Genomic DNA, 24,307 nt, shown 5'->3' on the forward strand with positions numbered 1-24,307 from the left:
AGGTCCCTGCGGCAGTCATTCCTTCGACTTTTCGAGGAAACGCTGCTTGCGGGTTTTCGGCTTGAAGCGCCGGAAGAAACCCTCAATGGCGCGGATCGATTTGGTGACGGACATCAGCCGGTCGATCTGGCCGTTCGCATTGTGGAGCCGTTCCGACAGAACTTCGGCCGCCGTCATCGCAATCTCGATCGGCGGCACCTGCGGAAACCGTTTGGCCAGCGCCGAATAGGGGCTGGCATCGACGCCGCCCATCATCGAGATCGCGCCCATCCTGGCAAAGAGACGCAGGAAGATCTGCTCGAACGTCCAGTCGTGCACGTCGAAGACCTTCCACTTCTCGCTTCTCTTTGCCGAAAAACCGGCAAGCAGGATCTTGCCCGGCAGTTGCAGGTCGGCCAGCCAAAGCGCCATCGCAAAGCCGCTCGTCGCGATCTTGCCTGTCGGATAGAGATCGCCGAGCATTTGCGTCAGATCGAGATGGCGGGTTCTGGCGCCTTTGAAGCCGCTCTCCTCACTGAAGTTTTCCTCCGGGGAGGCGCGAATATTGACGACACCCAAAAAATCGTTGCCGGCAAAGAAACGCAGAACATCCGCCGCCTCGCGCCGGTGGACGATATTGGCGCCCATCACGCCGCTGCGGGCAATCAGCACCGCATGGCCGGTGAAGGCTTCGTCGAGCACCTTATAGACATTGTTGAAGAAGACGTAGAGCGTCGTCTCCGGCAATTCGCTTCGCAGCCGCTCGAAATCGACTGCTTCGCTGTTTGCCACCAGCACGACGTGGGAATAAGGTGACAACAGTGCCTTCCACGCCTCCGGCGTCAGGAAGTTGAAGCCGCCATCCGCGGCGGCCCTCTGCGTGTCACTGGGGATTGCTTCCATATCGGCTCACATGCACTTTCCAAGGACGATGCGCACTGCCCGCCTTACTAGCTGTTGCTGAAATAGGCGCGCGTCCGTGCCAGCCGCGTCAGCCCGCCGATACGCTTTCCCACATGCGAAATGAAACCCGCGACCCGGCCCATCATCGACGGCTGCCTGCAGAACGAGGCCCACGGCGTATTGCTGAGATCCTCGATATAACGCTTGGCCATCCGGCGGTGCACCCAGGGTACGGTGGCCTGCCACGGTTTTTTCCGGCCGGTAAAATGAATGATCGCCGGCCGGCCGACAAAGGGCAGAAGGCCGGTCTGCGTATTCCAGCGCGGATCGAGCACCAGCCAGTCGCCGTCGAAGGTGACGTTCAGCGCATCCTGATCGTTATTCTCGAAAAGATGCGACCGCTCCTCGAAGATCTCCCGTGTCCTGGCAAAAAGCTCCCTCTCCCGGCAGGCCACCCAGTCGAACAGCAGCACACCGGCATTGAAATAGCGGCCACCCTCATGCATGCCGATCTTCCGCTGCCGTGCGCCGGCCTTCTCGGGAAAGGCCATGACATAGTCGTCGACGGCGGCAAGCGCCTTGCCTTGAAAATCCCTGCTGAAGAGTTCGTCAACTGGCGCAACTGCCAGCACATCGGCGTCGAGGTAAAGCAGACGCTCGATATGAGCGGGTATGTGGAGATCCATGTAGAGCCGCGCCAGCGTCGCACCCGACCAGCGGCCCCGCGCCTGCTTTGCCGTATCCGGCGTATTGTAGGGCAGCACAGTGATCGCCATGCCGTGCATCCGCGCGAAATTTCCGACCTCGGCGCTTTCATTCGGCGTAAGGTCGATGCCGAGAAGCAGGAACTCCACGGCAGAACCGCCGAGATTGCGCTTGACGGAAAGCAGGGTGCAGCAGGCGGCCGGCAGCATGTTGACATCCGAACAGACGATCACCGCACTCTGCTGCAAAATCCCGGCCTCCCGAAGCGGCAACGTAAACTTGATGCCGGATATCTAGTTGGTTTGATGCCAACCCGCAACCGCCGATCACCCGCCGAGCCGTCACCCTGCGTCACGTTTTGAATCGGAATTCAACGACTTGCGAGGCAAAGTTGAATCAACTCTGCAGCATGTTGAATCGGAACGTGAACGACAATCACAGCGCCAGCCCAACCTCGCCACAAAGAAAAAGGCCCGCCGTCCCGGCGGGCCTTTGATCGATGCTATGCCGATCGGCTTACTTGCAGGCGCCGCAGAAGCGCTGGATACGGCGGCAGGCTTCCTCGAGCTGTGCTTCCGAAGTTGCATAGGAGATGCGGAAGTTCGGGCCGAGACCGAAGGCCGAACCGTGAACGACGGCAACGCCTTCCGATTCCAGCAATTCGGAAACGAAATCCTCGTCCGTCTCGATGACCTTGCCCGACGGAGCCGTCTTGCCGATCAGGCCCTTGCAGGAGGGATAGACGTAGAAGGCGCCTTCCGGCACCGGGCAGACAATGCCCTTGGCCTGGTTCAGCATGGACACGACGAGATCGCGACGGCCTTCGAAGATCTTCTTGTTTTCCGGGATAAAGTCCTGCGTGCCGTTCAACGCTTCGACAGCAGCCCACTGGGCGATCGATGTCGCACCCGAGGTCTGCTGGCCCTGGATCATGTCCATGGCCTTGATGAGCTGCAGCGGGCCTGCCGCGTAGCCGATACGCCAGCCGGTCATTGCATAGGCCTTGGAGACGCCGTTCATCGTCAGCGTCCGGTCGTAGAGCTTCGGCTCGACTTCGACAGGCGTGACGAACTTGAAGTCGCCATAGGTCAGGTGCTCGTACATGTCGTCGGTCAGCACCCAGACATGCGGATGTTTCATCAGCACATCCGTCAACGCCTTCAACTCGTCATGCGTATAGGCCGCACCCGTCGGGTTGGACGGCGAGTTGAAGATGAACCACTTTGTCTTCTCGGTGATCGCCTTTTCGAGATCGGCCGGCTGGAGCTTGAAATTATGCTCCTGGGTGGCCGAAACGAAAACCGGCGTGCCGCCGCACAGTGCCACCATCTCGGGATAGGAAACCCAGTAAGGCGCCGGGATGACGACTTCGTCGCCGGGGTTCATCGTTGCCATGAAAGCGTTGAAAAGGATCTGCTTGCCGCCGGTGCCGACGATCGTCTGCTCCGCTGTATAGTCCAGGCCGTTCTCGCGCTTGAACTTGGCGGCAATTGCCTTGCGCAGCTCTGGAATGCCGGAAACCGGCGTGTACTTCGTCTCGCCGCGGTTGATCGCGTCGATGGCGGCCTTCTTGATATTGTCGGGCGTATCGAAATCCGGTTCACCCGCACCGAGGCCAATGACGTCACGTCCTTTTGCTTTCAGCTCGCGCGCTTTCTGGGAGACGGCGATGGTGGCTGAAGGCTTCACACGGGAAAGAGCATCGGCAAGGAAGGCCATGATAACGGTCCTATTGGTTGAAACGGGCAGAAAGCCGGGACCGGAGTTCTGCGGTTAGCTCTATGTCCAATGTATGACGGCATTTCAAGCGGAAAGGCGTCATGGCGGCATGATTCTTATTGATCATTTCGCCGCGCCGCCCGCCCGGCCTGTCCACGCCTTCGGACAGGCCGGCGTCACGAGGTTGAATCGTGCTGCGCGGATCTTGAATCAAACTCTGAAGTCATCCGGATTTATACCCTGAAATCAGTGGCATCGCCGGATGCGCCCATCGCCACGAATAAGCCGCAACAAATGCCGCGCCACGCCGCAATTCGGTCGTGAGCGCGCCGAGATCGAAGCCGCATCATCCGGCATCCGAAATTGGTTATTGAGGGTATGCCAATGTTTCTGGAAGATGAGTTTGCCATAGGGCGCATTCGCGCCCGCCGAATTTCCGTTTCAGTCCTTGTTGCCGTCACCGCTCTTGCCGCCTGCATAGCGGCGATGCTGGGGCTTGCCTCCACAGTCCGCGCCGAGCAGGCGCCGCAGGCATCCAACCAACTGGCGGCGCTTGTCCGGCCGAATGACGTCAACAGCGGCTCGCTGCTCTTTCCGTCGAAGGAGCCGGGCTTTTATGTCGAAGCGCCGCGGCTGAAGACCGATGTCGCCATCGACGTCTCCGGCCCGATCGCCAGGGTGAAGGTGACGCAGCGCTTTCAGAATCCAAGCCAGGGTTGGGTAGAAGGCACCTACGTCTTCCCGCTGCCGGACAATTCCGCCGTTGACGCCCTGAAAATGCAGATCGGCGAACGCTTCATCGAAGGCCAGATCAAGCCTCGCCAGGAAGCCCGTGAAATCTACGAGCAGGCCAAGGCCGAGGGCAAGAAGACGGCGCTGCTCGAACAACAGCGGCCGAACATTTTCACCAACCAGGTCGCCAATATCGGTCCCGGCGAAACCGTCGTCGTCCAGATCGAATATCAGCAGACGGTCCACCAGTCGGGCGGCGAGTTCTCGCTGCGTTTTCCGATGGTCGTCGCCCCGCGCTACAATCCGGCGCCAATCGTCCAGACCGTCGAGTTCAATAACGGCGCCGGTTTCGCCACACCACGCGACCCGGTGGAAAACCGCGACAAGATCGAAGCCCCCGTACTTGATCCGCGCGAGAACGCCAGGATCAATCCGGTTTCGCTGACCGTCGACCTCAAGGCAGGCTTCCCGCTTGGCGACGTCAAATCGTCCTTCCACGCGGTCGATATCAGGCAGGATGGCGACCAGGCGAGGACGATCGGCCTGAAGGCGGACACCGTTCCCGCCGACAAGGATTTCGAGCTCACCTGGAAGGCCGCCCCCGGCAAGATGCCGAGTGCCGGCCTCTTCCGGGAAGTCATGAACGGCAAGACCTATCTGCTCGCCTTCGTCACCCCGCCCACGGCTCCGGATGCGGCAGCGCCGCCGGCAAAACGCGAGGTGGTCTTCGTCATCGACAATTCCGGTTCCATGTCCGGTCCGTCGATCGAGCAGGCAAGGCAGAGCCTGGCGCTTGCCATTTCCAAGCTGAACCCCGACGACCGTTTCAACGTCATCCGTTTCGACGATACGATGACGGATTACTTCAAGGGTCTCGTCGCTGCCACCCCGGACAATCGCGAAAAGGCCATTGCCTATGTCAGAGGCCTGACAGCCGACGGCGGCACGGAAATGCTGCCCGCCTTGGAGACTGCATTGCGCAACCAGGGACCGGTCGCAAGCGGAGCGTTGCGCCAGGTCGTGTTCCTGACGGATGGCGCGATCGGCAACGAGCAACAGCTCTTCCAGGAAATCACTGCAAACCGCGGCGATGCCCGCGTCTTCACCGTCGGTATCGGCTCGGCGCCGAATACCTATTTCATGACCAAGGCCGCCGAAGTCGGCCGTGGCACCTTCACGGCGATCGGCTCGACCGATCAGGTGGCAAGCCGCATGGCCGAGCTTTTCGCCAAGCTGCAGAACCCAGCCATGACCGATATCGCCGCGACCTTTGAAGGCATAAAAGCCGAGGATATCACGCCGAACCCGATGCCGGACCTCTACAGTGGCGAACCCGTCGTGCTGACCGCCGAACTGCCTGAGGACAAACCCGCCGGCAAGCTGCAGATCTTCGGCAAGACAGGCGAGCAGCCCTGGCGCGTCGACATGGATATCGCCAATGCCGCCGACGGCAAAGGCATTTCCAAGCTCTGGGCCCGCCGCAAGATCGACGATTTCGAAGCCCGTGCCTATGAGCGTCAGGATCGGGCCGCGCTCGACAAGGATATCGAGACTGTCGCTCTCGCCCACCATCTCGTCTCCCGCCTCACCAGCCTCGTTGCCGTCGACGTTACCCCGTCACGCCCGGCCGATCAGCCGCTCGGCTCAACCAAGCTGCCGCTCGATCTGCCTGAAGGTTGGGACTTCGATAAGGTCTTCGGCGAAAACCCTGTCCATCCTGCCGGCGGAGAACGCCATGGCTCGGCGACGCCGGCAGGAAACGCCGGACCGGAACAGGCGGCAGCCGAAACACAGGATCTCGCCGCATCGCCCGGGATCGCAAACATGATGGCAGCAGCCCCGACCGCCAAGGCCGCCACTATGATCGCGCAGAAGAGCTCGACCGTGAACCTGCCGCAGACGGCAACGCGCGCCGACGAGCAGATCATCCGCGGGCTTACCATGCTGCTCCTGGCGCTGACGGCGGCAAGCGGGCTGGCCATCTGGCGCCGGCGCATCAAACGGGTGATCGCGGTCGGGGCCAAGCGTTATGGTCTCTAGGCTCTCCGCAAGCCACAACGAGGAAGCGGCCGAATTCGAGCCGCTTCCGACCTATCTGGAACTCGCCATGGCGGCCGCCACGGCCTATGACAGGCCGAAGGCGCGCCCGAGCAAGGGCTTTTTCCTCTGGCGTCTTTCCTCGATCGAAAAGGCAATCGCCTTCGCCATTGCCGGTCTTGCCCTCTATGGCCTGGCGCTGATCGGCGACGGCTTCCTGCTGAAAGCGAAGGCGGAGCTCTCCCAGATCCTGCTGAAACGCGCTTTCGCCGCGGAGCTGCGGGGGAACGAGACAAAGCCCTGGCCCTGGGCGGATTTCACCACCGAGGCCAAGGTGCGCGCCCCGCGCCTCGGCAAGGAGGCGATCGTGCTTTCCGGCGCCTCCGGCGAGGCTCTCGCCTTCGGTCCGGCCTGGCTCGTCAACACCCCACAGCCGGGCGAGGAAGGCACCTCCGTGATCGCAGCCCATCGCGACACGCACTTCCGCTGGCTGCAATATATAAAGCCCGGCGATACGATCGAAGTCACGCGCCGCGACGGCAAACTATTGACCTTCAAGGCGGGCGAAGGCCGCATCGCTCCGTGGGATGCAAGCGGCATCGATCCCTCCTCCGACGGCCGCCGTCTCGTGCTGACCACCTGCTGGCCCTTCGACGCGACGGAGCGCGGGCCCTTGCGCTACATCCTCGAGGCGGAACTGGTCGACCCTCAGGCGACCGGCTCGGTTCAACCGCCAAACACAAAGCCGTTATATCAGGTCGAATGAGGGTTGAAGCTGTTTCCTGTCCGCTCCACGTTCAGCCTGGAGAGACGACAGGGAAAACACGATGAAGAGAATATCCGCCCTCCATTTGGCCGCAGCGCTGGTCCTGTTCGGGGCTATATCCGCGGATGCGGCTGATACCATCAAAGCGCAGGATCTTACAGTGCGAGTCGACAAGCTCGCCGACGGTCTCGAACATCCCTGGGCGGTCGAGGTGTTGCCCGACGGCGCCTATCTCGTCACCGAGCGGCCGGGCCGCATGCGCATCATCCGAGAGGGCAAGGTCTCCGACCCGATCGGCGGCGTGCCGAAAGTCAGCGCCCGTGGCCAGGGCGGCCTGATGGACGTGGCGCTCGCCCCGGACTTTGCGACGAGCCGAAAACTCTATTTCACCGCCGCCATCGCCAACAGGCAGGGCTCCGGCACCGAAGCCTTCAGCGCCACACTTTCGGCCGATGAAAAGACCCTGGACGCAGTAAAGCCGGTTTTCACCATGCGGCGCTTCACATCAGGCAATATCCAGTACGGCTCGCGTATCGCGATATCCGGCGACGGCTCGCTGTTCATCAGCGTCGGCGACCGCGGCGACCGCGACCGCTCGCAGGACTGGCAGGACGACGCCGGCTCGATCATCCATATCAATGCCGACGGCAGCATCCCCGCCGACAATCCGTTCAAGGACGGCGGCAAGGCGCTGCCGGAAATCTGGTCGAAAGGCCACCGCAACCCGCAGGGCATCACCTTCGACGCCAGGGATGGCAAGCTCTATACCGTCGAACACGGCGCCCGCGGCGGCGACGAGATCAACCAGCCCCAGGCCGGCAAGAATTACGGCTGGCCGATCATCACCTATGGACGCGACTATTCCGGCGCCGAGATCGGCGAAGGCACAGCCAAGGAAGGGCTGGAACAGCCGCTACATTATTGGGATCCTTCGATCGCACCCGGCGCGCTCGTCGTCTATCGCGGCGCCATGTTTCCGGAATGGGACGGCAATTTCATCGTCGCAGCGCTGAAGTTCCAGTTGCTGTCGCGCATGCAACGTGATGACAACGGCGCCTTCGTCGCCGAAGAGCGCCTGTTCGAGGGCGAATACGGCCGCATCCGCGACGTCGTCGTCGCACCCGACGGAGCGCTGCTGATGGTGACGGACGAGGACGACGGCGCGCTGCTCAGGGTCTCCAGGGCGCAAGCCCGCAACGGCTGAAAGATCACAACGGGCCGCGCAGTTCCTTGCGGATGACGAATTTCAGCCCGGACCAGATCTCGTCGACGGCGCAGACCTTGACGTCGACGAGGCCCGTCGGGAGCAGAACCTCCCGCAACACGTCCTCGGTGATGTCGGTCGGCACGCGTGAACTCTTCTTCGGCCAGGAGATCCAGACCATGCCGCTCGGCATCAGGACAGAAAAAAGCGTGGGCGCAACAGCCTCCAGCGCCGCCCGTTCTGTTGTAAACAAATGCACATAGTCGAAGGCGCGCTGAGGCGTCTCGGGAAGCGCGCGGACGACCGAAGCAAAACCGTCGAAACCATTGATCTCGCCGATCGTCTCGGGAACGCCGAGAAGAGCCGCGGCCTGCCCATCAGCCAGGCCGAGCTTCCGGGCAAGCGGCGTGCCGGAATAGCCTGCCGTCTTGGACACTGCGGTGTCGCCGGCTGGCCGTTCTTCACGTCGCATGCCTTCACCTCCGTTCACGCCGCCCAAAGTCTTCACCCTTGCCGGAAGTAAACGCAACTGCTAACCGCTTGACCACACCTCCCTTCCCCATCGAGGACGACATGACGCGCGTTCAGGCGAACCTCCTCCTGTTGCTTGCAGCCGCCATCTGGGGCGGCGGCTTCGTCGCGCAGTCGACGGCGATGAAGGCGATCGGTCCCTTCTGGTTCATCTGCCTGCGTTTTGCCGTCGCCACGCTGGCGGTGCTGCCTTTCGTCCTTTTTGAGGCGCGCAAGGCCAAAGAGAAGACCAGCACGCGCCATGCGAAGCTCTACATCCTGACCGGCCTTGCCCTTTTCGGCGGTGCAGCCACGCAGCAGGTCGGACTGCAGACGACGACGGTGACGAATTCCAGCTTCATCACCGGCCTCTATGTCGTCTTTGTGCCGCTGATTGCCGTGTGCTTCCTGCGCCGCGCCCCGCATTGGATCATCTGGCCCGGCGCGCTGCTGGCGATCACCGGCATCTACCTCCTGTCCGGTGGCCATCTTTCGGCGCTGACGCCGGGCGATCTGCTGACCGTCGTCTGCGCCGTCTTCTGGGCGATCCAGATCACCCTCGCCGGTACGACCGTTTCGGCGACCGGAAGGCCGCTCGCGCTCTCCGCCGTGCAATTCGCCGTAACCGCGACCTGTGCGCTGGCCGTTGCCGCAGCCGTCGAACCTGTCAGCCTTGCGGCGATTTGGGCGGCGGCGCCGGAGATCCTCTATGTCGGTATTTTCTCCTCTGGCCTGGCTTTCGTCCTGCAGGTAATAGCCCAGCGCTATACGACGCCCTCGCAGGCCGCGATCTTCCTTTCTTCCGAAGCGATCTTCGGCGCATCGCTCGGAGCCCTGCTGCTCGGCGAAACGATGCCGGCGACAGGTTATGCAGGTTGCGCACTCATGTTGATCGCTATGCTTGTAGTCGAACTCGTCCCCGGATTCGCCCGACGGCGGCTGCCAGCCACGTGAACACGCGTCCAAATATGGGTGAGTCCCACAGCGGAAAAAAAATTTACCGGGGGCGGAAAGACGCGTTCACGTTGCATTTTTGGGAAAATCTGCTCGGAACTTATATTGCAGACGATATAAAACGTTAATCATTCCCTATCAGCGAAGGAAATTTTGCGTTTTTGCGCAAATTGTTTATCGGCAGGGGTGTGCCAGGAACGACACGCTAAAAAACTTTTGCTTGCCAAAATCCTTTAAACGCAGCACTCTCAGCGCGTTCGGGCATTTTGCGAGCATGGGAAGTCCTTAAGTATTTGCGCGCCGGGAACGCTAATATTCCGGTCAGCCGGTTCCAAAAATGGCGGGCGAAAGTCCTGCCTGGAACAGGCCGAGGTAGAGGGGACCTTTTTCTCACATTTCAAGAATTGCCTGCCAACACCTCCCGCAAGGAGGCAATGCTATGATGCTGCCCGTGTGGATGGCGGGCAGAGAGAAAAGGACCTGACGCATGGCAGAGACTGGCACTGTAAAATTCTTCAATACCGACAAAGGCTTCGGCTTCATCAAGCCGGACCGGGGCGGCGCCGATATCTTCGTTCACATTTCTGCCGTTCAGGCCTCCGGGCTGGCCGGTCTGACGGAAAACCAGAAGGTAAGCTTCGACACGGAGCCGGATCGCCGCGGCAAGGGCCCGAAGGCCGTCAATCTGCAGATTGCGGGCTGAACCCTTAACGGCTGTCAAATTCGAGTTGAAGCCCGGCAGCAATGCCGGGTTTTGTCGTTCAGCCTTCGTTCAGCTACAAATCGATAGGACTGTCACCATCGAGAAAGGAACCGGCGTTCGGTTCCCTGGATTGGGATTTATGCTTATGAACAGGCTCGCCAAGACTCTTCTGCTGACGGCAACGGCTGCCGCGCTCACTCTCTCCGCCATTGGCGAAGCATCGGCACGCGACCGCCACTGGCGCCATCATGACGGCAACGACGCGCTCGTCGGCGGTGCCGTCGGCCTCGCAACCGGCCTGATCGTCGGTTCGGCCATCGCCAACGCCAATAACGGCCCGGTCTACGAAGAGCGCCGCTACATCGACCCGGCCTACGAGCCGGATTATTATGAGCCCGCTCCGGTCTATCGCGCCCCGCGCCGAGTCTATGCCGAGCAGCCGCAATATTACGAGCCGGTCCGCACGGCGGTGGAACCCTGGTCGCCGCAATGGGAGCGTTACTGCTCTTACCGCTACCGCTCTTTCGATCCGCGCAGCGGCACCTATATCGGCAATGACGGCCGCAGCCATTTCTGCACTGCCGGCTGATTTCGCCATCATCCCTGATGCCAAGCGCCGCTCTTCAGCGGCGCTTTCTTTTTGTCGATCCCTCAACTGGTCCTCTACCGCGTCCGCTTTCTCGACATTGCCCACCCCGCACCATATCCACGTGGCCGGGGAAAAATATTTCTACAAATTCCATAGAAATAGAAGCTATAGGTTTCTCGCCCGTCACCAGTGCTCGTAGGCTATCTCGACCTAACGATGGCAATGGTAAGGAGAGGAATAAGTTATGGGCGTGTTTCGTTCGGCGATGATCGGTGTCGCGGTTGCTTTGGGGCTGGGCCTGTCATCGGCTGGCGCGGCCGATCTTTCAGATATCAGGATCGACTGGGCGACCTATAATCCCGTCAGTGTTCTTCTGAAGAAGGAAGGCCTGCTGGAAAAGGAATTCGCCAAGGACAATATCAGCATTCGCTGGGTACAATCCGCCGGCTCGAACAAGGCGCTGGAATTCCTGAACGCCGGATCGATCGATTTCGGCTCGACAGCGGGTGCGGCAGCACTGATCGCGCGGGTCAACGGCAATCCGATCAAATCCATTTATGTTTATTCGCGCCCCGAATGGACGGCTCTGGTCACCCGCGCCGATAGTCCGATATCCACCGTCGAGGATCTGAAGGGCAAGACGATCGCGGTGACGCGCGGCACCGATCCGCATGTCTTTCTCGTCCGTGCCTTGGCGGATGCCGGCCTGAAACAATCGGACGTGAAGCTGGTGCTGCTACAGCATGCCGACGGCAAGCTTGCGCTTCTGCGTGGCGATGTCGATGCATGGGCAGGCCTCGATCCGCTGATGGCGGCCGCCGAAGTGGACGACAAGGCGAAGCTCTTCTATCGCAAGCCGGAAAACAACAGCTGGGGCGTGCTCAATACGACCGAGACATTTGCCGCCGAACATCCCGACATCATCAAGCGCGTCGTCGCCGTCTATGAGCAGGCACGGGCCGAGGCGCTGGCCGATCCTGCAGCGCTCAAGGCAGCGCTGGTGGAGGCGGCAAAACTGCCGGACAATGTCATCGCCAAGCAGCTGGAGCGGACGGACCTCTCGCAACCGACGATCGGCGACCTGCAGCGCGACACGATCTCGAAAGCGGGTATCGCCTTGCAAAGCGCCGGCGTCCTGCCCGCCGACGTCGACATTGCCAAAGTCACGAACGAACTGATCGACGACCGTTTTGCCGTCGGGAAAACCCAGTGACAGAGCATCGATCATCGCTATGACGGACTTGGCCGAAACCGGTATCAAGACGGAAACAAGGACGCCGCGCCCGGTCGCGGCTTCGATCGTTTATGGCGTGAGCAACCGGATGGCGGTGGCCGTTCTGCTGCCTGCGCTCGGCCTCTTGTTCTGGGAGATTGCGGTCGCGGCCGGCTGGTTCTCAGGCCGTCTCATGCCGCCACCATCCAGGGTCGCAGCGACGCTATGGGCGCTCTTGAGGTCCGGCGAATTGCTCGACCATATCGGCATTACCACCGTCCGGGTGTTCTTCGGATTTGCGATCGGCGCCGCCACGGCCACGATCGCCGGCGCCATAACGGGATATTTCGGTCTTGCTCGCCGACTGATCGATCCGTCGCTTCAGGCGCTCCGCTCCATCCCATCGATCGCCTGGGTGCCGCTCTTCATTCTCTGGTTCGGGATCTTCGAGACATCGAAAGTGGCGCTGATCGCCGTCGGGGTGTTTTTTCCGGTCTATCTCGGCATCTCCGGCGCGACCCTGTCGGTTGATCGCAAGATTGTCGAGGTCGGCCGCATCTTCCGGCTTTCCGGTTTCGCACTGGTGCGGCGGGTCATGCTGCCTGCGGTCTTTCCGGCCTATGTGACTGCCTTGCGATCCGGCCTCGGCCTCGGTTGGATGTTCGTCGTCGCAGCGGAATTCATGGGCGCTTCGGAGGGCCTCGGCTATCTCCTCGTTGATGGCCAGCAAATGGGCAAGCCGGACCAGATCATGGCTGCCATCATCACCTTCGCGGTCGTCGGCAAGTTGACGGACAGCCTGTTGCTTGCGGCGACGGCACCCTTCCTGACCTGGCAGGATAGTTACAGGCGGGAGGGATGAGCCGATGCTGACGCTGCGAAACTTGGAAAAAACCTATGCGAATGGGGTGCGCGCCCTGGAGGGATTCTCGCTCGGGCTGGCTCCGGGAGAAATCGTCGCCGTCATCGGCGGATCCGGCTGCGGCAAGAGCACGTTGCTGCGATTGATCAGCGGTCTCGACATTCCCACGCAGGGAACGGTCGAGCTGAATGGCGAACTGGTCACCAAGCCGCATCCGCTGATCAATCTCATCTTTCAGGAGCCGCGCCTCTTCCCTTGGCTCAGTGTTGCAAACAATGTCGGCTTCGGCCTCGCCGAGCTCGAAGGTGACGATCGCAGACAGCGAGTGGAGGCCGCATTGGAAAAGGTCGGCCTCGGGACATTGGGCGGGCGCTGGCCGAAGGAATTGTCTGGCGGCCAGGCCCAGAGGGTGGCAATCGCCCGCGCGCTGATCACCCGACCGGAAGTGCTGCTGCTGGATGAGCCTTTTTCCGCGCTCGATGCCTTCACGCGCGCCGATCTGCAGGATCACCTGCTCGACATATGGGCCGAAACGCGCCCAACGCTCGTGCTGGTGACGCATGATATCGACGAGGCGCTCGTCCTTGCCGACCGGATTATCGTGATGCGACCGTGGCCGGGGCGCATTCTCGAGGAGATCCGCATCGATCTGCCGAGGAAGCGCGATCGGGCATCGGCCTCGTTCGAAGCCGTAAAAAGACAGCTGCTCATGTCGCTCAACGTATCGCTGCAACCCAGTTGATATGCTGCCCACTTGGCACTGGTCTGTTAGGCCGGGATGCGGATCGTTGCCCTTAGTCCACCAAGCGGGCTGTCGCTCAGCGTGACGTTGCCACCATGGCTGCGGGCGATGTCGCGGGCAATCGCAAGACCGAGGCCGGTGCCCGATGCATCGAGGTTGCGCGCCGTATCCAGCCGGAAAAATGGCTTGAACACGTCCTCACGATTCTTTTCCGGAATGCCCGGCCCGTCATCGTCGAAGATGACGGTCAGCCATTTGGCATTGTGCTTGGCCTCGATGTCGAGGCGGTCGGCATAACGGCGCGCGTTCGAGGCAAGGTTGGTGACGAGACGCATGAAGGCGTTCGGCCGGACCGATATGTCGTCGTCGCCTTCGATCGAATAGCTGAATTTTTTGCCGTGCAGGGAGAAATCGGATTCCAGCTTCGCAAAGATCTCGCTGAGTTTCAGCTCGCCGACATCCTCTTCGACCTCGCCGCGGGCGAAAGCCATGTAGGCCTCCAGCATGGTCTGCATATCGTTGACGTCGTCATTCAGCCCGTGCAGGTCGGGATTGTCTCCGGCGAGGGCCAATTGAAGCTTGAAGCGGGTGAGGATGGTTCGCAGATCATGGCTGACGCCGGAGAGCATCGCGGTGCGCTGCTCGATCTGCCGCTCGATCCGCTCGCGCATCAGGATGAAGGCAAGGCCGGCGCGCCTGACCTCGTCCGCGCCGCGCGGATAGAAATTATCGGGTTTCTGCCCCTTGCCGAAGCTTTCGGCCGCTCGCGCCAGCATCAGGATCGGCCGGATCTGCCCGCGCAGGAAAAGGATCGAGATGCCGATCAGCACCAGCGACGTACCGACCATCCAGACGATGAAGATATGGGTGTTCGAGGCATAGGTCTGACTGCGCTTGGTCAGCACCCGCAGGATCCTGTTTTCCAGCTTGATGCGGATCTCGACGAGGTTCGAATTGCCGACCGTATCGATCCAGAAAGGCCGATGGATCTCGTCGGTGATCTCGTCGCTGAGGATGCCGTCGAGGATCGAGAAGAACGGCTTGACGCGCGGCGGCGGCAGGTCGCCATCCGGCTCGATCGAGATCTGCAGGCTGAGCTGGTCGCGGGCGATGCGGATGATCTCGCTATAGTCCGAATTCTGCGGGTAGGTCTCGATGATTTCGATGATCGCGGCAATGTCGCGGGTGACGGCAAGCGACAACCGCTCGGTCACCATCTGCCAGTGGCGCTCCATGAAGACGGCGGCGACGACGGATTGCAGGAGCACCATCGGAATGATGATGATCAGCAGCGAGCGCGCGTAAAGTCCGGTCGGCAGCCGGCGGCGCAGCCAGCGGACGATCCAGCGCCAACCCTGCGCAGGGGTGCGGTCTTCCCGCCGCAAGCTGTCGATCGTCACCATCAGCGCCGGTCCCGAACCTTGAGTTTAGTCGATGCTCAGCCTGTATCCGATGCCGCGCACCGTCTGCAGCCAGACCGGATTGGCGGGATCGTCCTCGATCTTGCGCCGCAGCCGGTTGATCTGCACATCGATCGTCCGCTCGCCGACTTCGGTGTCGTTGCCGATCAGTTCGTGGCGCGGGATCGTGTCGCCGGCGCGCCGTGCAAAGAGCAGCATGATCTCCTGCTCGCGGTCGGTGAGCCGGATCACCTCGCTGGCCTTCTTCAGCTCCTTGCGGGTCAGCGAGAAGGTGTAGGGGCCGAACATCACCTGTTCGATCTTCGGTCCCTCGCCGCCGGCATTTCGGCGCAAGATGTTGTTGATGCGCAGCACCAGTTCGCGCGGGTCGAAGGGCTTGGAAAGATAATCGTCGGCGCCGGCCTCGAGGCCTTCGATGCGATTGCCCGATTCCGCCAGCGCCGTCAGCATGATGATCGGTACGTTCTTGATGGCACGAAGCCCCCGGGTGACGTCGATGCCGGATTCGCCGGGCATCATCACATCCATGATGATCAGGTCGAAATCGAGACCGGTGAGCTTGCGCTGCGCCTCGGCGCCATCGGCAGCGACGGTGACGCGGAAGCCGTTCTCGGCGAGATAACGATTGAGCAGCGCCCGGATGCGGGAGTCGTCATCGACCACCAGCAAATGCGCCGCATCGTCTGAAATACCTGTCTTGACCGCCATTCACTCCGCCCTCTGTCTGTCCCGCATCCCTCTGAGGAAAGCTTTTACGCCCTCCCGCACCTCCGCAGAAGCCCCTTCGAATGCCCGCTCAATGCGGCGCGATTGCGGCTCGGCAAGGGCAAGCGCCAGCTCTCGTCCCGATTTCGTCGGATAGAGCTTGCGCTGTCGCCGGTCTTCGGGGCCTGCGACCTGGCGAATATAGCCTGAATCGATCAGCTGTTTCAGCACCCTTGCGAGGCTCTGCTTGGTGATCTTCAGCGTATCGAGAAGATCGGCGACCGTCATGCCGGGATTGCGGTTGACGAAATGCACGACGCGGTGATGCGCCCGGCCGAAACCGCTCTTTTCTAGGATGGCGTCGGGATCGGAAACGAAGTCGCGATAGGCGAAGAAGAACAACTCGATGATCTCGAAATCTATAATATCGGTATCTTCCATCGGCGTGGCCAGCGGCTCTGGTTTGCCTGCTTTCGGGCCGGTCTGTCGTGACACTCGGCATTTCCTTTCTGTTTCCGCGCATAGGGAAACCTTCGCGAGGATATGTCAGCTTTATTGACATAAATTTGAATCGCGGCCAGCTTCCCCGAACTCTGCGGGAGCCCCGCACGGCCTCTCATGTCCCTGGCATTTCTGGAAACCAAGGCCGTCCGGCACACCGACGCAATACGCGAGTTCCCCTTCCGTCTGTGGATAAAACGTAATGGGGACAACAATCAACAGGCATGGCGCCCGCGGCGACCGTCGAGCTCCCGAAGCGCCAGGGGTTTAGGCATGCCTCGGTCCAATTGCCTGGCGCGAGACAGCAAGATGATGAACGTTTCGGCGCAGGCCAATCGCATCAACCGGAAGTAACCTCGGTTTCGGAAATCGGTCCGTATCGCTTGCCGTCGATGATCTTCGAAGCGCTGACGAACGACTATGAGGTCTATCCGGCCGCAGTCGCCGCCGGATAAGAGCCTCACGCGATCGGTCCGGCCACTGCATAATTCCTCAAATGGGAACCGATTTAAGGATAAAATTACGCAGCCATTCAACGTGCTCCAGCAGCCTTTCCGCGTCCCAAAACAGGCGCGGCGCTGTCGGTAAACGTCTGCCGGGCCTTCTTTACCTGTGCGCCCGTGCCATGACCAGTCCGGCGAGCGTCGAGAGAATACCGCCGCCGATCAGGCCGCCGATGCCGTCGGCGAGCAGGCCGGTCATAGCCGCTTCCCCGCCGACCATGCTGAGCAGCATGCCGCCGCCGACGCCGCCGATCGCGCCTGCGATCGTACGAGCGACGACATTGATCGCGTGCTGCTTCAAAGCGGCGCTCGCGGCATTGCCGCCGATTGCACCGGCTATCAATTGTGTGATGAGCGGAAGTAGCGCTTCCATGATTTCCTCCTCTGGCGATCTCCCCGATCGCCGATCCATGCCGAACCTTCGGCATATTAGGATTTTATCATATTTCGGAAGACAGCGTTAAGAAAATCAACCGATGCGGGATTAAGGCAGGGAGAACTGCCCTGGAACGAGGCGGCCCGACGTTCCGCCTCGCCTCAGTTCTTGCCGATTCACGTCATTGATAGACGTAGACGATCCGGCGCGTACCGGGATCGACCAGCACCGGCCGGTCGTTGATCCTCGTATAGCGGTACTCATAGTCGGGGATCGTCTGGAAGGTGACATCGGCAGGCACTTCCGCGCCGACGACGACATCGCCGCCAAGTCGCACCGTCTCACCCGGATTGGTGTCGATATAGGTGCGAACCGTCTCCGGCGGAGTGATGGTCTCGACCGACCCGACGGGGCCGAGCAGTTCGTCGCCCGGCGCCGGCTGCGGCTCGGCCGGAACGACGCTTGCGGTCGACTCGTAGGTGACGGCGGGAACGCCGATCTCGGCACGATGCTCCTCGACGATAACGCGGCTGCCGCCATGATCGACCTGCAGATAATCGGCATAGACCCAGCCGCGCATGCCGTTGACGTCGACACGGCACCATCGGCTGCCTTCGATGCAGCCGTCGAGGACTGCGGTGGAGCCGCGGGTGGCAAGACCGACCGAGGGATATTGCGGGCCGGGGCCAGCGCGGACGTTGAGATCATCGACCGTCGTCGCCATCATCTCCGCCTGCGCAAGACCGGCGCTCGCTATCAGCACCGCGCCTGCCAGCAGAATGTTTCTCTTTAAGGTCATGTGAGCGTCTCCTTGGTTTCGATGGGCTGACAACGTGCGGGGTTCCACGATGTTCCCATGCGCTCAGCCCGGCGGAACATCGCCTCTATGAGAATTCCTGCAAGTGCCTTGAAAAATTGAATAAAACCCGATTTCTTCGCCTGATGACGATGACAAAAGCAGGTATAAACTCTTGTTGCAGTCTGTCTTTTTGCCGTGAGGCCGACCGTAAATGGGAGAAGATTCCGGCTGTCCTCGCCGTGGTTTCGGACTATACCCTGGATATCCGAGACACCAAGCGAGGCACCTATGGGCATGCTCCAGGCCGGCATTATTCCGGTGACACCCTTCCAGCAGAACTGCACGATCTTCTTCGATCCAGATACCAAGGAAGGCGTCGTCATCGATCCGGGCGGCGACGTGCCGCTCATCCTGCAGGCGATCGCGGAAAACGGGTTGACCATCAAGGAAATCTGGCTGACGCATGGCCATCTCGACCATGCGGGCGGCGCCAGCGAACTGAAGGAGGCCCTCGGGGTCGATGTGGTCGGCCCGCATCAGGACGATCTGCCGCTGCTGCAGCGGGTCGAGAGCCAGGCTGCGAAATACGGCATATCAGGATTGCGTAACGTCGTGCCCGACCGCTGGCTGAAGGATGGCGACAAGATCTCCTTCGGCGCCCACGAATTCGAGGTCTATCACACGCCCGGCCATGCCCCCGGCCACGTCATCTATTTCAACCGCGCGCAGAATTTCGCCCATCTCGGCGACGTGCTCTTCAACGGCTCGATCGGCCGCACCGACCTGCCGGGCGGCGATCATCAGCAGCTTCTTGATTCGATCCGCGACAAGGTGCTGCCGCTCGGCGACGACGTCGGCTTCATCTGCGGCCACGGTCCCGGCAGCCGCATCGGCGATGAGCGGCGAAGCAATCCGTTTTTGCGGGAAATCTGACCTAGTGGAGAATGGGCGGCGAAGCTGCGCTCCGCCCGCTCACATCATCTTCCGGCCGTTCGGCACCGGCTGCTCGACGGCCGCAAGCACGATCGCGCCGTTCTCGTCCTCGAATCCCAGCGTCAGCACTTCCGAGCGGAACGGCCCGATCTGGCGCGGCGGGAAATTGACGACGCCGAGCACCTGCCGGCCGATCAGGCTTTCCGGCATATAATGCACGGTGATCTGCGCTGAGGATTTCTTCGTGCCGATCTCAGGGCCGAAATCGATCACCAGCTTGATCGCCGGCTTGCGCGCTTCCGGAAAGGGGCTGGCCTCGATGATCGTGCCGACACGAATATCGACACGCTCGAAATCGGCATAGGTGATCTCTTCGGCCATGTCGTCTCCGTCAGCCGGCCAGTTCCTCGGCCCGCTTGCGCGCCGCCGCGAGTGCCGCGTCGAACAGAGGCTGCATGCCGTCCACTGCCATCAGCACGGCGAGCGCCGCCGCCGTCGTGCCGCCGGGAGAGGTCACATTCTCGCGCAGCCGCGAAGCGCCGTCGGGGGACTGGTGCAAAAGTTCACCAGCCCCCGCGACTGTTTCCCGCGCAAGACGCATGGCGAGGTCCGCCTGCAGACCGAGTTTACGGCCTGCCTCCGCCATACATTCGACGAGATAGAAGACGTAGGCCGGACCGCTGCCCGAAAGCGCCGTCACGGCATCGATATCGGCTTCCGCGGGCACCCATTCGACGGGCCCCGAGACACGCAGAAGGGAATGGACGCGCTCACGCTGCTGATCGCTGACCGCTGAATTGGCAACGGCGCCGGTGACGCCGCGCCCAACCATAGCAGGCGTGTTCGGCATGGCGCGCACCATGGCGGCTTTACCCAGATGCTTCTCGAGGAAACCGAGCGTCTTGCCGGCCGCGACCGAGACGACGACCGTGTCCGGCCCGATCGCACTCTTCACCGCCGGCAGCACCGTCTCCATCACCTGTGGCTTGACCGCGAGGAACAGCACGCTTGCCTTCAAATCCGCCGGGAGCGCGGTCACATGGGTGGCGCCAGCTTCGTTGATCGTCGCCAGCATCGCCGGCGACGGACCGGGATCGACGATAATGACGGCCGAGCCCGGGACGCCGCTTTTCAGCCAGCCGGAGAGCATCGCCCCGCCCATGTTTCCGGCGCCGATCAAAAGGACGGGATTTGTCGAGGAGAAACGCTTCGTCGGCATCTTATGCCTCGCCGACCGTTTCGAACAGCACGGCTTCCATCGCCTTCGTCGCTTCCATGCCGGACCAGACGACGAACTGGAATGCCTGGAAATAGGCTTCGCAGGTATCGAGCGCGCTGGAAAGCAGCACCTCCACCTGGCGGTTGGTGGGCTCTGCACCGCCGGCGAGCAGCAGCGACTGGCGGAAAATGACGACATCTTCCTGGCGCCAGAGATCGAAATGACCCATCAGCACCTGCCCGTTGATCGCCGAGAGCAGCTTGACCACCTCGTTGACCCTGATGTCGGGAACTTTGATATCGAAGGCGCAGCCAAGGTGCAGCGCCTCGAACTCCTCCATCCAGGAGAAGGAGACGTGATAGTCGGTCCAGCGACCCTCGACCGTCATCGCGATCTCGTCCTCGCCGGACCGCTCGAACGACCAGTCGTTGTTGGAGGCAACGTACTCGATCATATCGACCGGGTTCGACTGACGCTCGACTTCCAATTCCATCAGGTTCATGCAGCACCTTCTTGACCGGAACGAATGCGACTTAACTTGGTGTACGAACACAAGAAAGACACACGCAAATACCGGAAACCACCACTCGGATGATCGTTGAACCGCTGCCAGACTTAACGCAGATAACCTGCCCGGAGCTTACCAAGTCGCTTCGAATCATCATTTAAAATCAGTGTATAGCGCCCCTTGCCCCCTGCCAGCCCCCCGAACGGAAAATAGGACCGGCCACTGTGGAAAGGCTCTTCGAAATTCAATTCAGAAGGGAGAATAAGCGACTCTGCGAATTGGCTTTTTTGGCAGTGTCCACAGGTGGAAAACTCACCTGAATTTTTTGTGACAGATGCGGCATCTGCCAGGAAGACGTGCCGCACCTGCGTCATATCGGGACTTCAGTGCCCTTCGCCGGCAAGCTTCGCCTCGAGTGCCGCGATGCGGGCGGCGAGCCCCTCGTTCTCGTCGCGTGCCTTGATCGCCATCTCGCGCACGGCCTCGAACTCCTCGCGCTTGACGACGTCCATACTGTTCAGCCAACGCTCGGCCTGGGCGTTGAACGCGGTTTCGATCTCCTTGCGGACGCCCTGGGCGGCACCGGCCGCATCGGTCATCAGCTTGGCGAATTCGTCCATGATGCGGTTCGTTCCGGTCGTCATGGCGTTTTTCTCCCTTCGCATGAGGTGAATTCAGCCCTTCGGGGCCTCGAGGATTGAGGTAGGGCTTCACCATCGACGATGCAAGCGCTTTGCACGGGATAGGCCTCGGGAAGCGGCCGCAAACGGGCCATCACGAACAATGGACTTGACCGTCCGGGATCGCAGCGGCATGTTCCGCGCAACCAAACAGGTGGGAAAACCTTGCCGACAGCAGCCAATCTCCTTGCCATCATGCCTTTCCCGGATATCGATCCGATCGCCTTTTCGATCGGTCCGGTGGCGATTCACTGGTATGGTCTTGCCTATGTCGCCGGCATCCTGCTCGGCTGGGCCTATGCGCGCCGCATCGCCGCCAATGACAGTCTCTGGCCCGGCAACGTCTCGCCGATATCAAGGACGCAGCTCGACGATTTCATCGTCTGGGCAGCGCTTGGCGTCGTGCTTGGCGGTCGTCTCGGCTATATTTTCTTCTATGATCTCCCCGCCGTCATGCGCAGTCCCGTCCGTGCGCTCGAGATCTGGAACGGCGGCATGTCCTTCCATGGCGGCCTGACCGGCACGACGATTGCCATGATCCTCTTTGCCCGCCGCAACGCCATCCCTATCTGGAGCCTGTTCGACATCGTCGCTGCTGTCGTTCCCTTCGGCCTGTTTTTCGGCCGCATCGCCAATTTCATCAATGGCGAGCTCTGGGGTCGATTGACCGACGTGCCCTGGGCCGTGGTCTTCCCGACCGGCGGCCCGTTCGCCCGCCATCCGAGCCAGCTTTACGAAGCCGGCCTCGAAGGCATCGTTCTGCTGCTGGTGCTGGCCGCCCTCGTCTATATCGTGCGTGCGCTGAAAAGCCCCGGCTTCATCACAGGTGTCTTTGTCTGCGGTTATGCGCTGTCGCGCATCTTCGTCGAATTCTTCCGCGAGCCTGACGCCCAGCTCGGTTACCTCCTCGGCACGAACTGGCTGACCATGGGCATGGTGCTCTCATCCCCGATGATCCTGCTAGGCCTCTGGGCGATGCTGCGGGCCCGCCGCCAGGCTGCGCTGCAGCTCTGAAAACGGCAGGACGCGCGACATGACCACCGCTCTAGGCGAAAAGATCAAGGCGATCATCCAGGCGAACGGCCCGATCAGCGTCACCGATTATTTCTCGCTCTGCCTCGCCGATCCCGAACACGGTTATTACCGCACCCGCGAGCCCTTCGGCCGTTCCGGTGACTTCGTCACCGCGCCCGAGGTCAGCCAGATTTTCGGCGAGATGATCGGCGTCTTCATCGTCCATGCGTGGCAGCGTCACGGCACGCCGGCTGACGTCCGCCTCGTCGAGATCGGCCCTGGCCGTGGCACGATGATGGCAGACATGCTGCGTGTCATCTCCCGCATCGCTCCACCGCTTTTCCAAACCATGACCGTGCATCTCGTCGAAACCAGCGAGCGCCTGCGCGACGTCCAGAGTCAGACGCTCGAAGCCCACGGCGAGAAGATTGCCTGGCACGATGGCTTCGACGAAGTGCCATCAGGCTTTACCTTGATTGCCGCCAACGAACTCTTCGACGCCATCCCTATCCGCCAGTTCGTCCGCATGCCGACGGGTTTCCGCGAGCGCATGATCGGCATCGACGCCGATGGCGAGCTGACCTTCGCCGCCGGCGTCGCTGGCCTCGATCCCGCGCTTCTTCCCGAGCCGGTGCAGAACGTGCCGGTCGGCACGCTCTTCGAGATCTCGCCCGCCCGCCAGGCGGTGATGATGGCGATCTGCGAGCGGCTGCGCGCCTTCGGTGGCACGGCGCTCGCGATCGACTACGGTCATCTCGTCACCGGCTTCGGCGATACGCTGCAAGCCGTGCGCATGCATGAATTCGATCCGCCGCTCGCCCATCCCGGTGAAGCCGATCTGACGAGTCATGTCGACTTCCAGCAGCTCGCCGAAACGGCGCTTGCATCCGGCGTCCATTTGAACGGCGCCCTGCATCAGGGTGATTTTCTGACCGGCCTCGGCATCCTCGAGCGCGCGGCCGCCCTCGGCCGCGACCGCGAGCCGCAAACCCAGCAAGTCATCCAGACGGCGGTCGAAAGGCTCGCCGGCGCCGGTGAAGGCCGGATGGGCGAACTCTTCAAGGTGATGGCGGTCTCCCATCCCGCCGTCGATCTCATGCCCTTTCGTCCGGTGGATTGACAGGGCGCACGCGGCTGGTTCAACATCCCAGCGAAACAAGAACTTGAAGCGCGCCGCATATGCGATGCGCTTGGGATAATAACAAACCCCTTAAAAACCCCGGAATCACAGATGCAGGACGCGGCCTCTCCCGCACCGATCGAAAGCACGCTGCTGAACGAAGCGGCGGGCAGCACCATCCGCCACGGTTATTTCACTCGGGCCGGCGGCGTTTCCGAAGGGCTGTATCGCGGCCTCAATGTCGGCCTCAGCTCCAGCGACGAACGCGACAAGGTCCTGGAGAACCGCCGCCGTGTCGCCGCCTGGTTCGACCTGCCGGTCGAGCGGCTGGCAACCGTGCATCAGGTTCATTCCCCCGATGTCGTGACGATCCGCGCCGACTATGACGGCGCCCGTCCCGACGCCGATGCGATGGTGACGGCAGCCCCTGGCATTGCGCTTGGCGTCCTCGCTGCCGATTGCGGGCCGATCCTCTTCGCCGACCCCGACAACCGCGTCATCGGCGCCGCCCATGCCGGCTGGAAGGGCACGCTGACGGGCGTGCTCGAAAATACCATCGCCGCCATGGAGGCGCTGGGGGCGGACCGCGGCAGCATCGTCGCCTGCCTTGGCCCCTCGATCAGCCAGTCAAGTTATGAAGTCGGTCCCGAGTTCGTCGAGCGTTTCGTCGCCGAAAACCCGGACGACGAGCGCTTTTTCGTGCCTTCCGCAACATCAGGCCACGCCATGTTCGACCTGCCGGGGCTGACCGTCGATCGACTGACGAAAGCCGGCGTGCGCGCTGAAAGCCTTGGCCTGTGCACCTATCCGGACAGCGAGCGCTTCTTTTCCTATCGCAGAACGACACATCGCAAGGAGCCGGATTACGGCCGCCAGATTTCCGCGATATCAATCAGGGAGACTTGAGCAG

27 protein-coding genes are annotated in these 24,307 nt (G+C 61.6%); 13 read left to right on the top strand and 14 right to left on the bottom strand.

Annotated features, from left to right (window positions below):
• Window positions 1–15: 15 nt before the first annotated feature.
• The 3 genes from NE851_RS26700 to NE851_RS26710 all read right to left on the bottom strand — a co-directional run bounded on the left by NE851_RS26700 (window position 16) and on the right by NE851_RS26710 (window position 3,306).
• A complete protein-coding gene (locus NE851_RS26700) occupies window positions 16–882 on the bottom strand; it encodes a 3-deoxy-manno-octulosonate cytidylyltransferase (protein ID WP_127430185.1) in 867 nt (288 codons plus the stop codon).
• Window positions 883–929: 47 nt separating this feature from the next.
• The gene (locus NE851_RS26705; RefSeq protein WP_127430184.1) at window positions 930–1,835 is read right to left on the bottom strand and encodes a glycosyltransferase family 8 protein; all 906 of its coding nucleotides are present in this window, start codon (window positions 1,833–1,835) and stop codon (window positions 930–932) included.
• Window positions 1,836–2,103: 268 nt separating this feature from the next.
• Window positions 2,104–3,306, bottom strand: coding sequence for a pyridoxal phosphate-dependent aminotransferase (locus tag NE851_RS26710; RefSeq protein ID WP_028758400.1), 1,203 nt, complete (start codon window positions 3,304–3,306; stop codon window positions 2,104–2,106).
• A gap of 384 nt (window positions 3,307–3,690) precedes the next feature.
• On the opposite strand from NE851_RS26710, the gene NE851_RS26715 reads away from it, so the two are divergent.
• From NE851_RS26715 to NE851_RS26725, 3 genes are all read left to right on the top strand, one after another.
• Complete coding sequence (locus NE851_RS26715) at window positions 3,691–6,078, top strand: marine proteobacterial sortase target protein (protein WP_254958907.1); 2,388 nt, start codon at window positions 3,691–3,693, stop codon at window positions 6,076–6,078.
• Window positions 6,068–6,841 carry a class GN sortase gene (locus NE851_RS26720; protein WP_047611154.1) on the top strand — a complete coding sequence of 258 codons (774 nt, stop codon included), beginning with the start codon at window positions 6,068–6,070 and terminating at the stop codon, window positions 6,839–6,841. Before NE851_RS26715 ends, NE851_RS26720 begins: the two co-directional genes overlap by 11 nt.
• A gap of 61 nt (window positions 6,842–6,902) precedes the next feature.
• Window positions 6,903–8,045, top strand: coding sequence for a PQQ-dependent sugar dehydrogenase (locus NE851_RS26725; RefSeq protein WP_063474543.1), 1,143 nt, complete (start codon window positions 6,903–6,905; stop codon window positions 8,043–8,045).
• Between the two features lie 4 nt (window positions 8,046–8,049).
• Here the strand turns inward: NE851_RS26725 and NE851_RS26730 are convergent, their stop codons facing one another.
• A complete protein-coding gene (locus tag NE851_RS26730) occupies window positions 8,050–8,517 on the bottom strand; it encodes a hypothetical protein (RefSeq protein WP_047614475.1) in 468 nt (155 codons plus the stop codon).
• A gap of 101 nt (window positions 8,518–8,618) precedes the next feature.
• Between NE851_RS26730 and NE851_RS26735 the strand changes: the two genes are divergently transcribed.
• The 6 genes from NE851_RS26735 (at window position 8,619) to NE851_RS26760 (ending at window position 13,618) form a co-directional block, all read left to right on the top strand.
• The gene (locus NE851_RS26735) at window positions 8,619–9,509 is read left to right on the top strand and encodes a DMT family transporter (RefSeq protein ID WP_254958911.1); all 891 of its coding nucleotides are present in this window, start codon (window positions 8,619–8,621) and stop codon (window positions 9,507–9,509) included.
• Window positions 9,510–9,996: 487 nt separating this feature from the next.
• Window positions 9,997–10,212: a cold-shock protein gene (locus NE851_RS26740; protein WP_003561293.1), complete on the top strand. Its 216-nt coding sequence runs from the start codon at window positions 9,997–9,999 to the stop codon at window positions 10,210–10,212.
• Between the two features lie 139 nt (window positions 10,213–10,351).
• Entirely contained in the window at window positions 10,352–10,801 is a 450-nt protein-coding gene (locus tag NE851_RS26745) for a BA14K family protein (RefSeq protein WP_174824439.1), read from the top strand.
• A gap of 244 nt (window positions 10,802–11,045) precedes the next feature.
• A complete protein-coding gene (locus NE851_RS26750) occupies window positions 11,046–12,014 on the top strand; it encodes an aliphatic sulfonate ABC transporter substrate-binding protein (protein WP_097542095.1) in 969 nt (322 codons plus the stop codon).
• Window positions 12,015–12,033: 19 nt separating this feature from the next.
• Window positions 12,034–12,876, top strand: coding sequence for an ABC transporter permease (locus tag NE851_RS26755; RefSeq protein WP_254959000.1), 843 nt, complete (start codon window positions 12,034–12,036; stop codon window positions 12,874–12,876).
• Window positions 12,877–12,880: 4 nt separating this feature from the next.
• The gene (locus tag NE851_RS26760) at window positions 12,881–13,618 is read left to right on the top strand and encodes an ABC transporter ATP-binding protein (protein ID WP_183904854.1); all 738 of its coding nucleotides are present in this window, start codon (window positions 12,881–12,883) and stop codon (window positions 13,616–13,618) included.
• A 26-nt stretch (window positions 13,619–13,644) separates the two neighbouring features.
• Here NE851_RS26760 and NE851_RS26765 read toward each other — a convergent pair whose 3' ends face one another.
• The 5 genes from NE851_RS26765 to NE851_RS26785 form a co-directional block, all read right to left on the bottom strand.
• Window positions 13,645–15,021, bottom strand: coding sequence for an ATP-binding protein (locus NE851_RS26765; RefSeq protein ID WP_183904853.1), 1,377 nt, complete (start codon window positions 15,019–15,021; stop codon window positions 13,645–13,647).
• A 24-nt stretch (window positions 15,022–15,045) separates the two neighbouring features.
• Window positions 15,046–15,747, bottom strand: coding sequence for a response regulator (locus NE851_RS26770; RefSeq protein ID WP_018073989.1), 702 nt, complete (start codon window positions 15,745–15,747; stop codon window positions 15,046–15,048).
• Window positions 15,748–16,239, bottom strand: coding sequence for a MarR family winged helix-turn-helix transcriptional regulator (locus NE851_RS26775; protein WP_047611199.1), 492 nt, complete (start codon window positions 16,237–16,239; stop codon window positions 15,748–15,750).
• 612 nt (window positions 16,240–16,851) lie between these two features.
• On the bottom strand, window positions 16,852–17,121 hold the full coding sequence (locus NE851_RS26780; RefSeq protein WP_047611201.1) for a hypothetical protein: 270 nt from the start codon (window positions 17,119–17,121) through the stop codon (window positions 16,852–16,854).
• 184 nt (window positions 17,122–17,305) lie between these two features.
• Window positions 17,306–17,923, bottom strand: coding sequence for a DUF1236 domain-containing protein (locus NE851_RS26785; RefSeq protein ID WP_047611204.1), 618 nt, complete (start codon window positions 17,921–17,923; stop codon window positions 17,306–17,308).
• 288 nt (window positions 17,924–18,211) lie between these two features.
• On the opposite strand from NE851_RS26785, the gene NE851_RS26790 reads away from it, so the two are divergent.
• Window positions 18,212–18,856, top strand: a complete 645-nt coding sequence (locus tag NE851_RS26790) for an MBL fold metallo-hydrolase (protein WP_047611207.1) — start codon at window positions 18,212–18,214, stop codon at window positions 18,854–18,856.
• Between the two features lie 39 nt (window positions 18,857–18,895).
• Here the strand turns inward: NE851_RS26790 and NE851_RS26795 are convergent, their stop codons facing one another.
• The 5 genes from NE851_RS26795 to NE851_RS26815 form a co-directional block, all read right to left on the bottom strand.
• Window positions 18,896–19,237 (bottom strand): tRNA-binding protein, encoded by a 342-nt coding sequence (locus tag NE851_RS26795; protein ID WP_063474537.1) that lies wholly within the window; start codon window positions 19,235–19,237, stop codon window positions 18,896–18,898.
• Between the two features lie 10 nt (window positions 19,238–19,247).
• Complete coding sequence (proC, locus tag NE851_RS26800) at window positions 19,248–20,075, bottom strand: pyrroline-5-carboxylate reductase (protein WP_183904852.1); 828 nt, start codon at window positions 20,073–20,075, stop codon at window positions 19,248–19,250.
• 1 nt (window position 20,076) lies between these two features.
• Window positions 20,077–20,577, bottom strand: coding sequence for a type III secretion system chaperone family protein (locus tag NE851_RS26805; protein WP_003541709.1), 501 nt, complete (start codon window positions 20,575–20,577; stop codon window positions 20,077–20,079).
• Window positions 20,578–20,690: 113 nt separating this feature from the next.
• The gene (locus NE851_RS26810; RefSeq protein WP_183907430.1) at window positions 20,691–20,957 is read right to left on the bottom strand and encodes a hypothetical protein; all 267 of its coding nucleotides are present in this window, start codon (window positions 20,955–20,957) and stop codon (window positions 20,691–20,693) included.
• 9 nt (window positions 20,958–20,966) lie between these two features.
• Entirely contained in the window at window positions 20,967–21,227 is a 261-nt protein-coding gene (locus NE851_RS26815; RefSeq protein ID WP_097542091.1) for an accessory factor UbiK family protein, read from the bottom strand.
• Between the two features lie 201 nt (window positions 21,228–21,428).
• Between NE851_RS26815 and lgt the strand changes: the two genes are divergently transcribed.
• The 3 genes from lgt to pgeF all read left to right on the top strand — a co-directional run bounded on the left by lgt (window position 21,429) and on the right by pgeF (window position 24,303).
• Window positions 21,429–22,277 carry a prolipoprotein diacylglyceryl transferase gene (gene lgt, locus NE851_RS26820; RefSeq protein ID WP_254959012.1) on the top strand — a complete coding sequence of 283 codons (849 nt, stop codon included), beginning with the start codon at window positions 21,429–21,431 and terminating at the stop codon, window positions 22,275–22,277.
• Between the two features lie 19 nt (window positions 22,278–22,296).
• A complete protein-coding gene (locus NE851_RS26825) occupies window positions 22,297–23,397 on the top strand; it encodes a class I SAM-dependent methyltransferase (RefSeq protein ID WP_097542089.1) in 1,101 nt (366 codons plus the stop codon).
• A gap of 111 nt (window positions 23,398–23,508) precedes the next feature.
• Window positions 23,509–24,303, top strand: coding sequence for a peptidoglycan editing factor PgeF (gene pgeF / locus NE851_RS26830; protein ID WP_097542088.1), 795 nt, complete (start codon window positions 23,509–23,511; stop codon window positions 24,301–24,303).
• The last annotated feature ends 4 nt before the right edge of the window (window positions 24,304–24,307 follow it).

The sequence above is a fragment of the Rhizobium anhuiense bv. trifolii genome, from assembly GCF_024346605.1.
Lineage (GTDB): Bacteria > Pseudomonadota > Alphaproteobacteria > Rhizobiales > Rhizobiaceae > Rhizobium > Rhizobium anhuiense.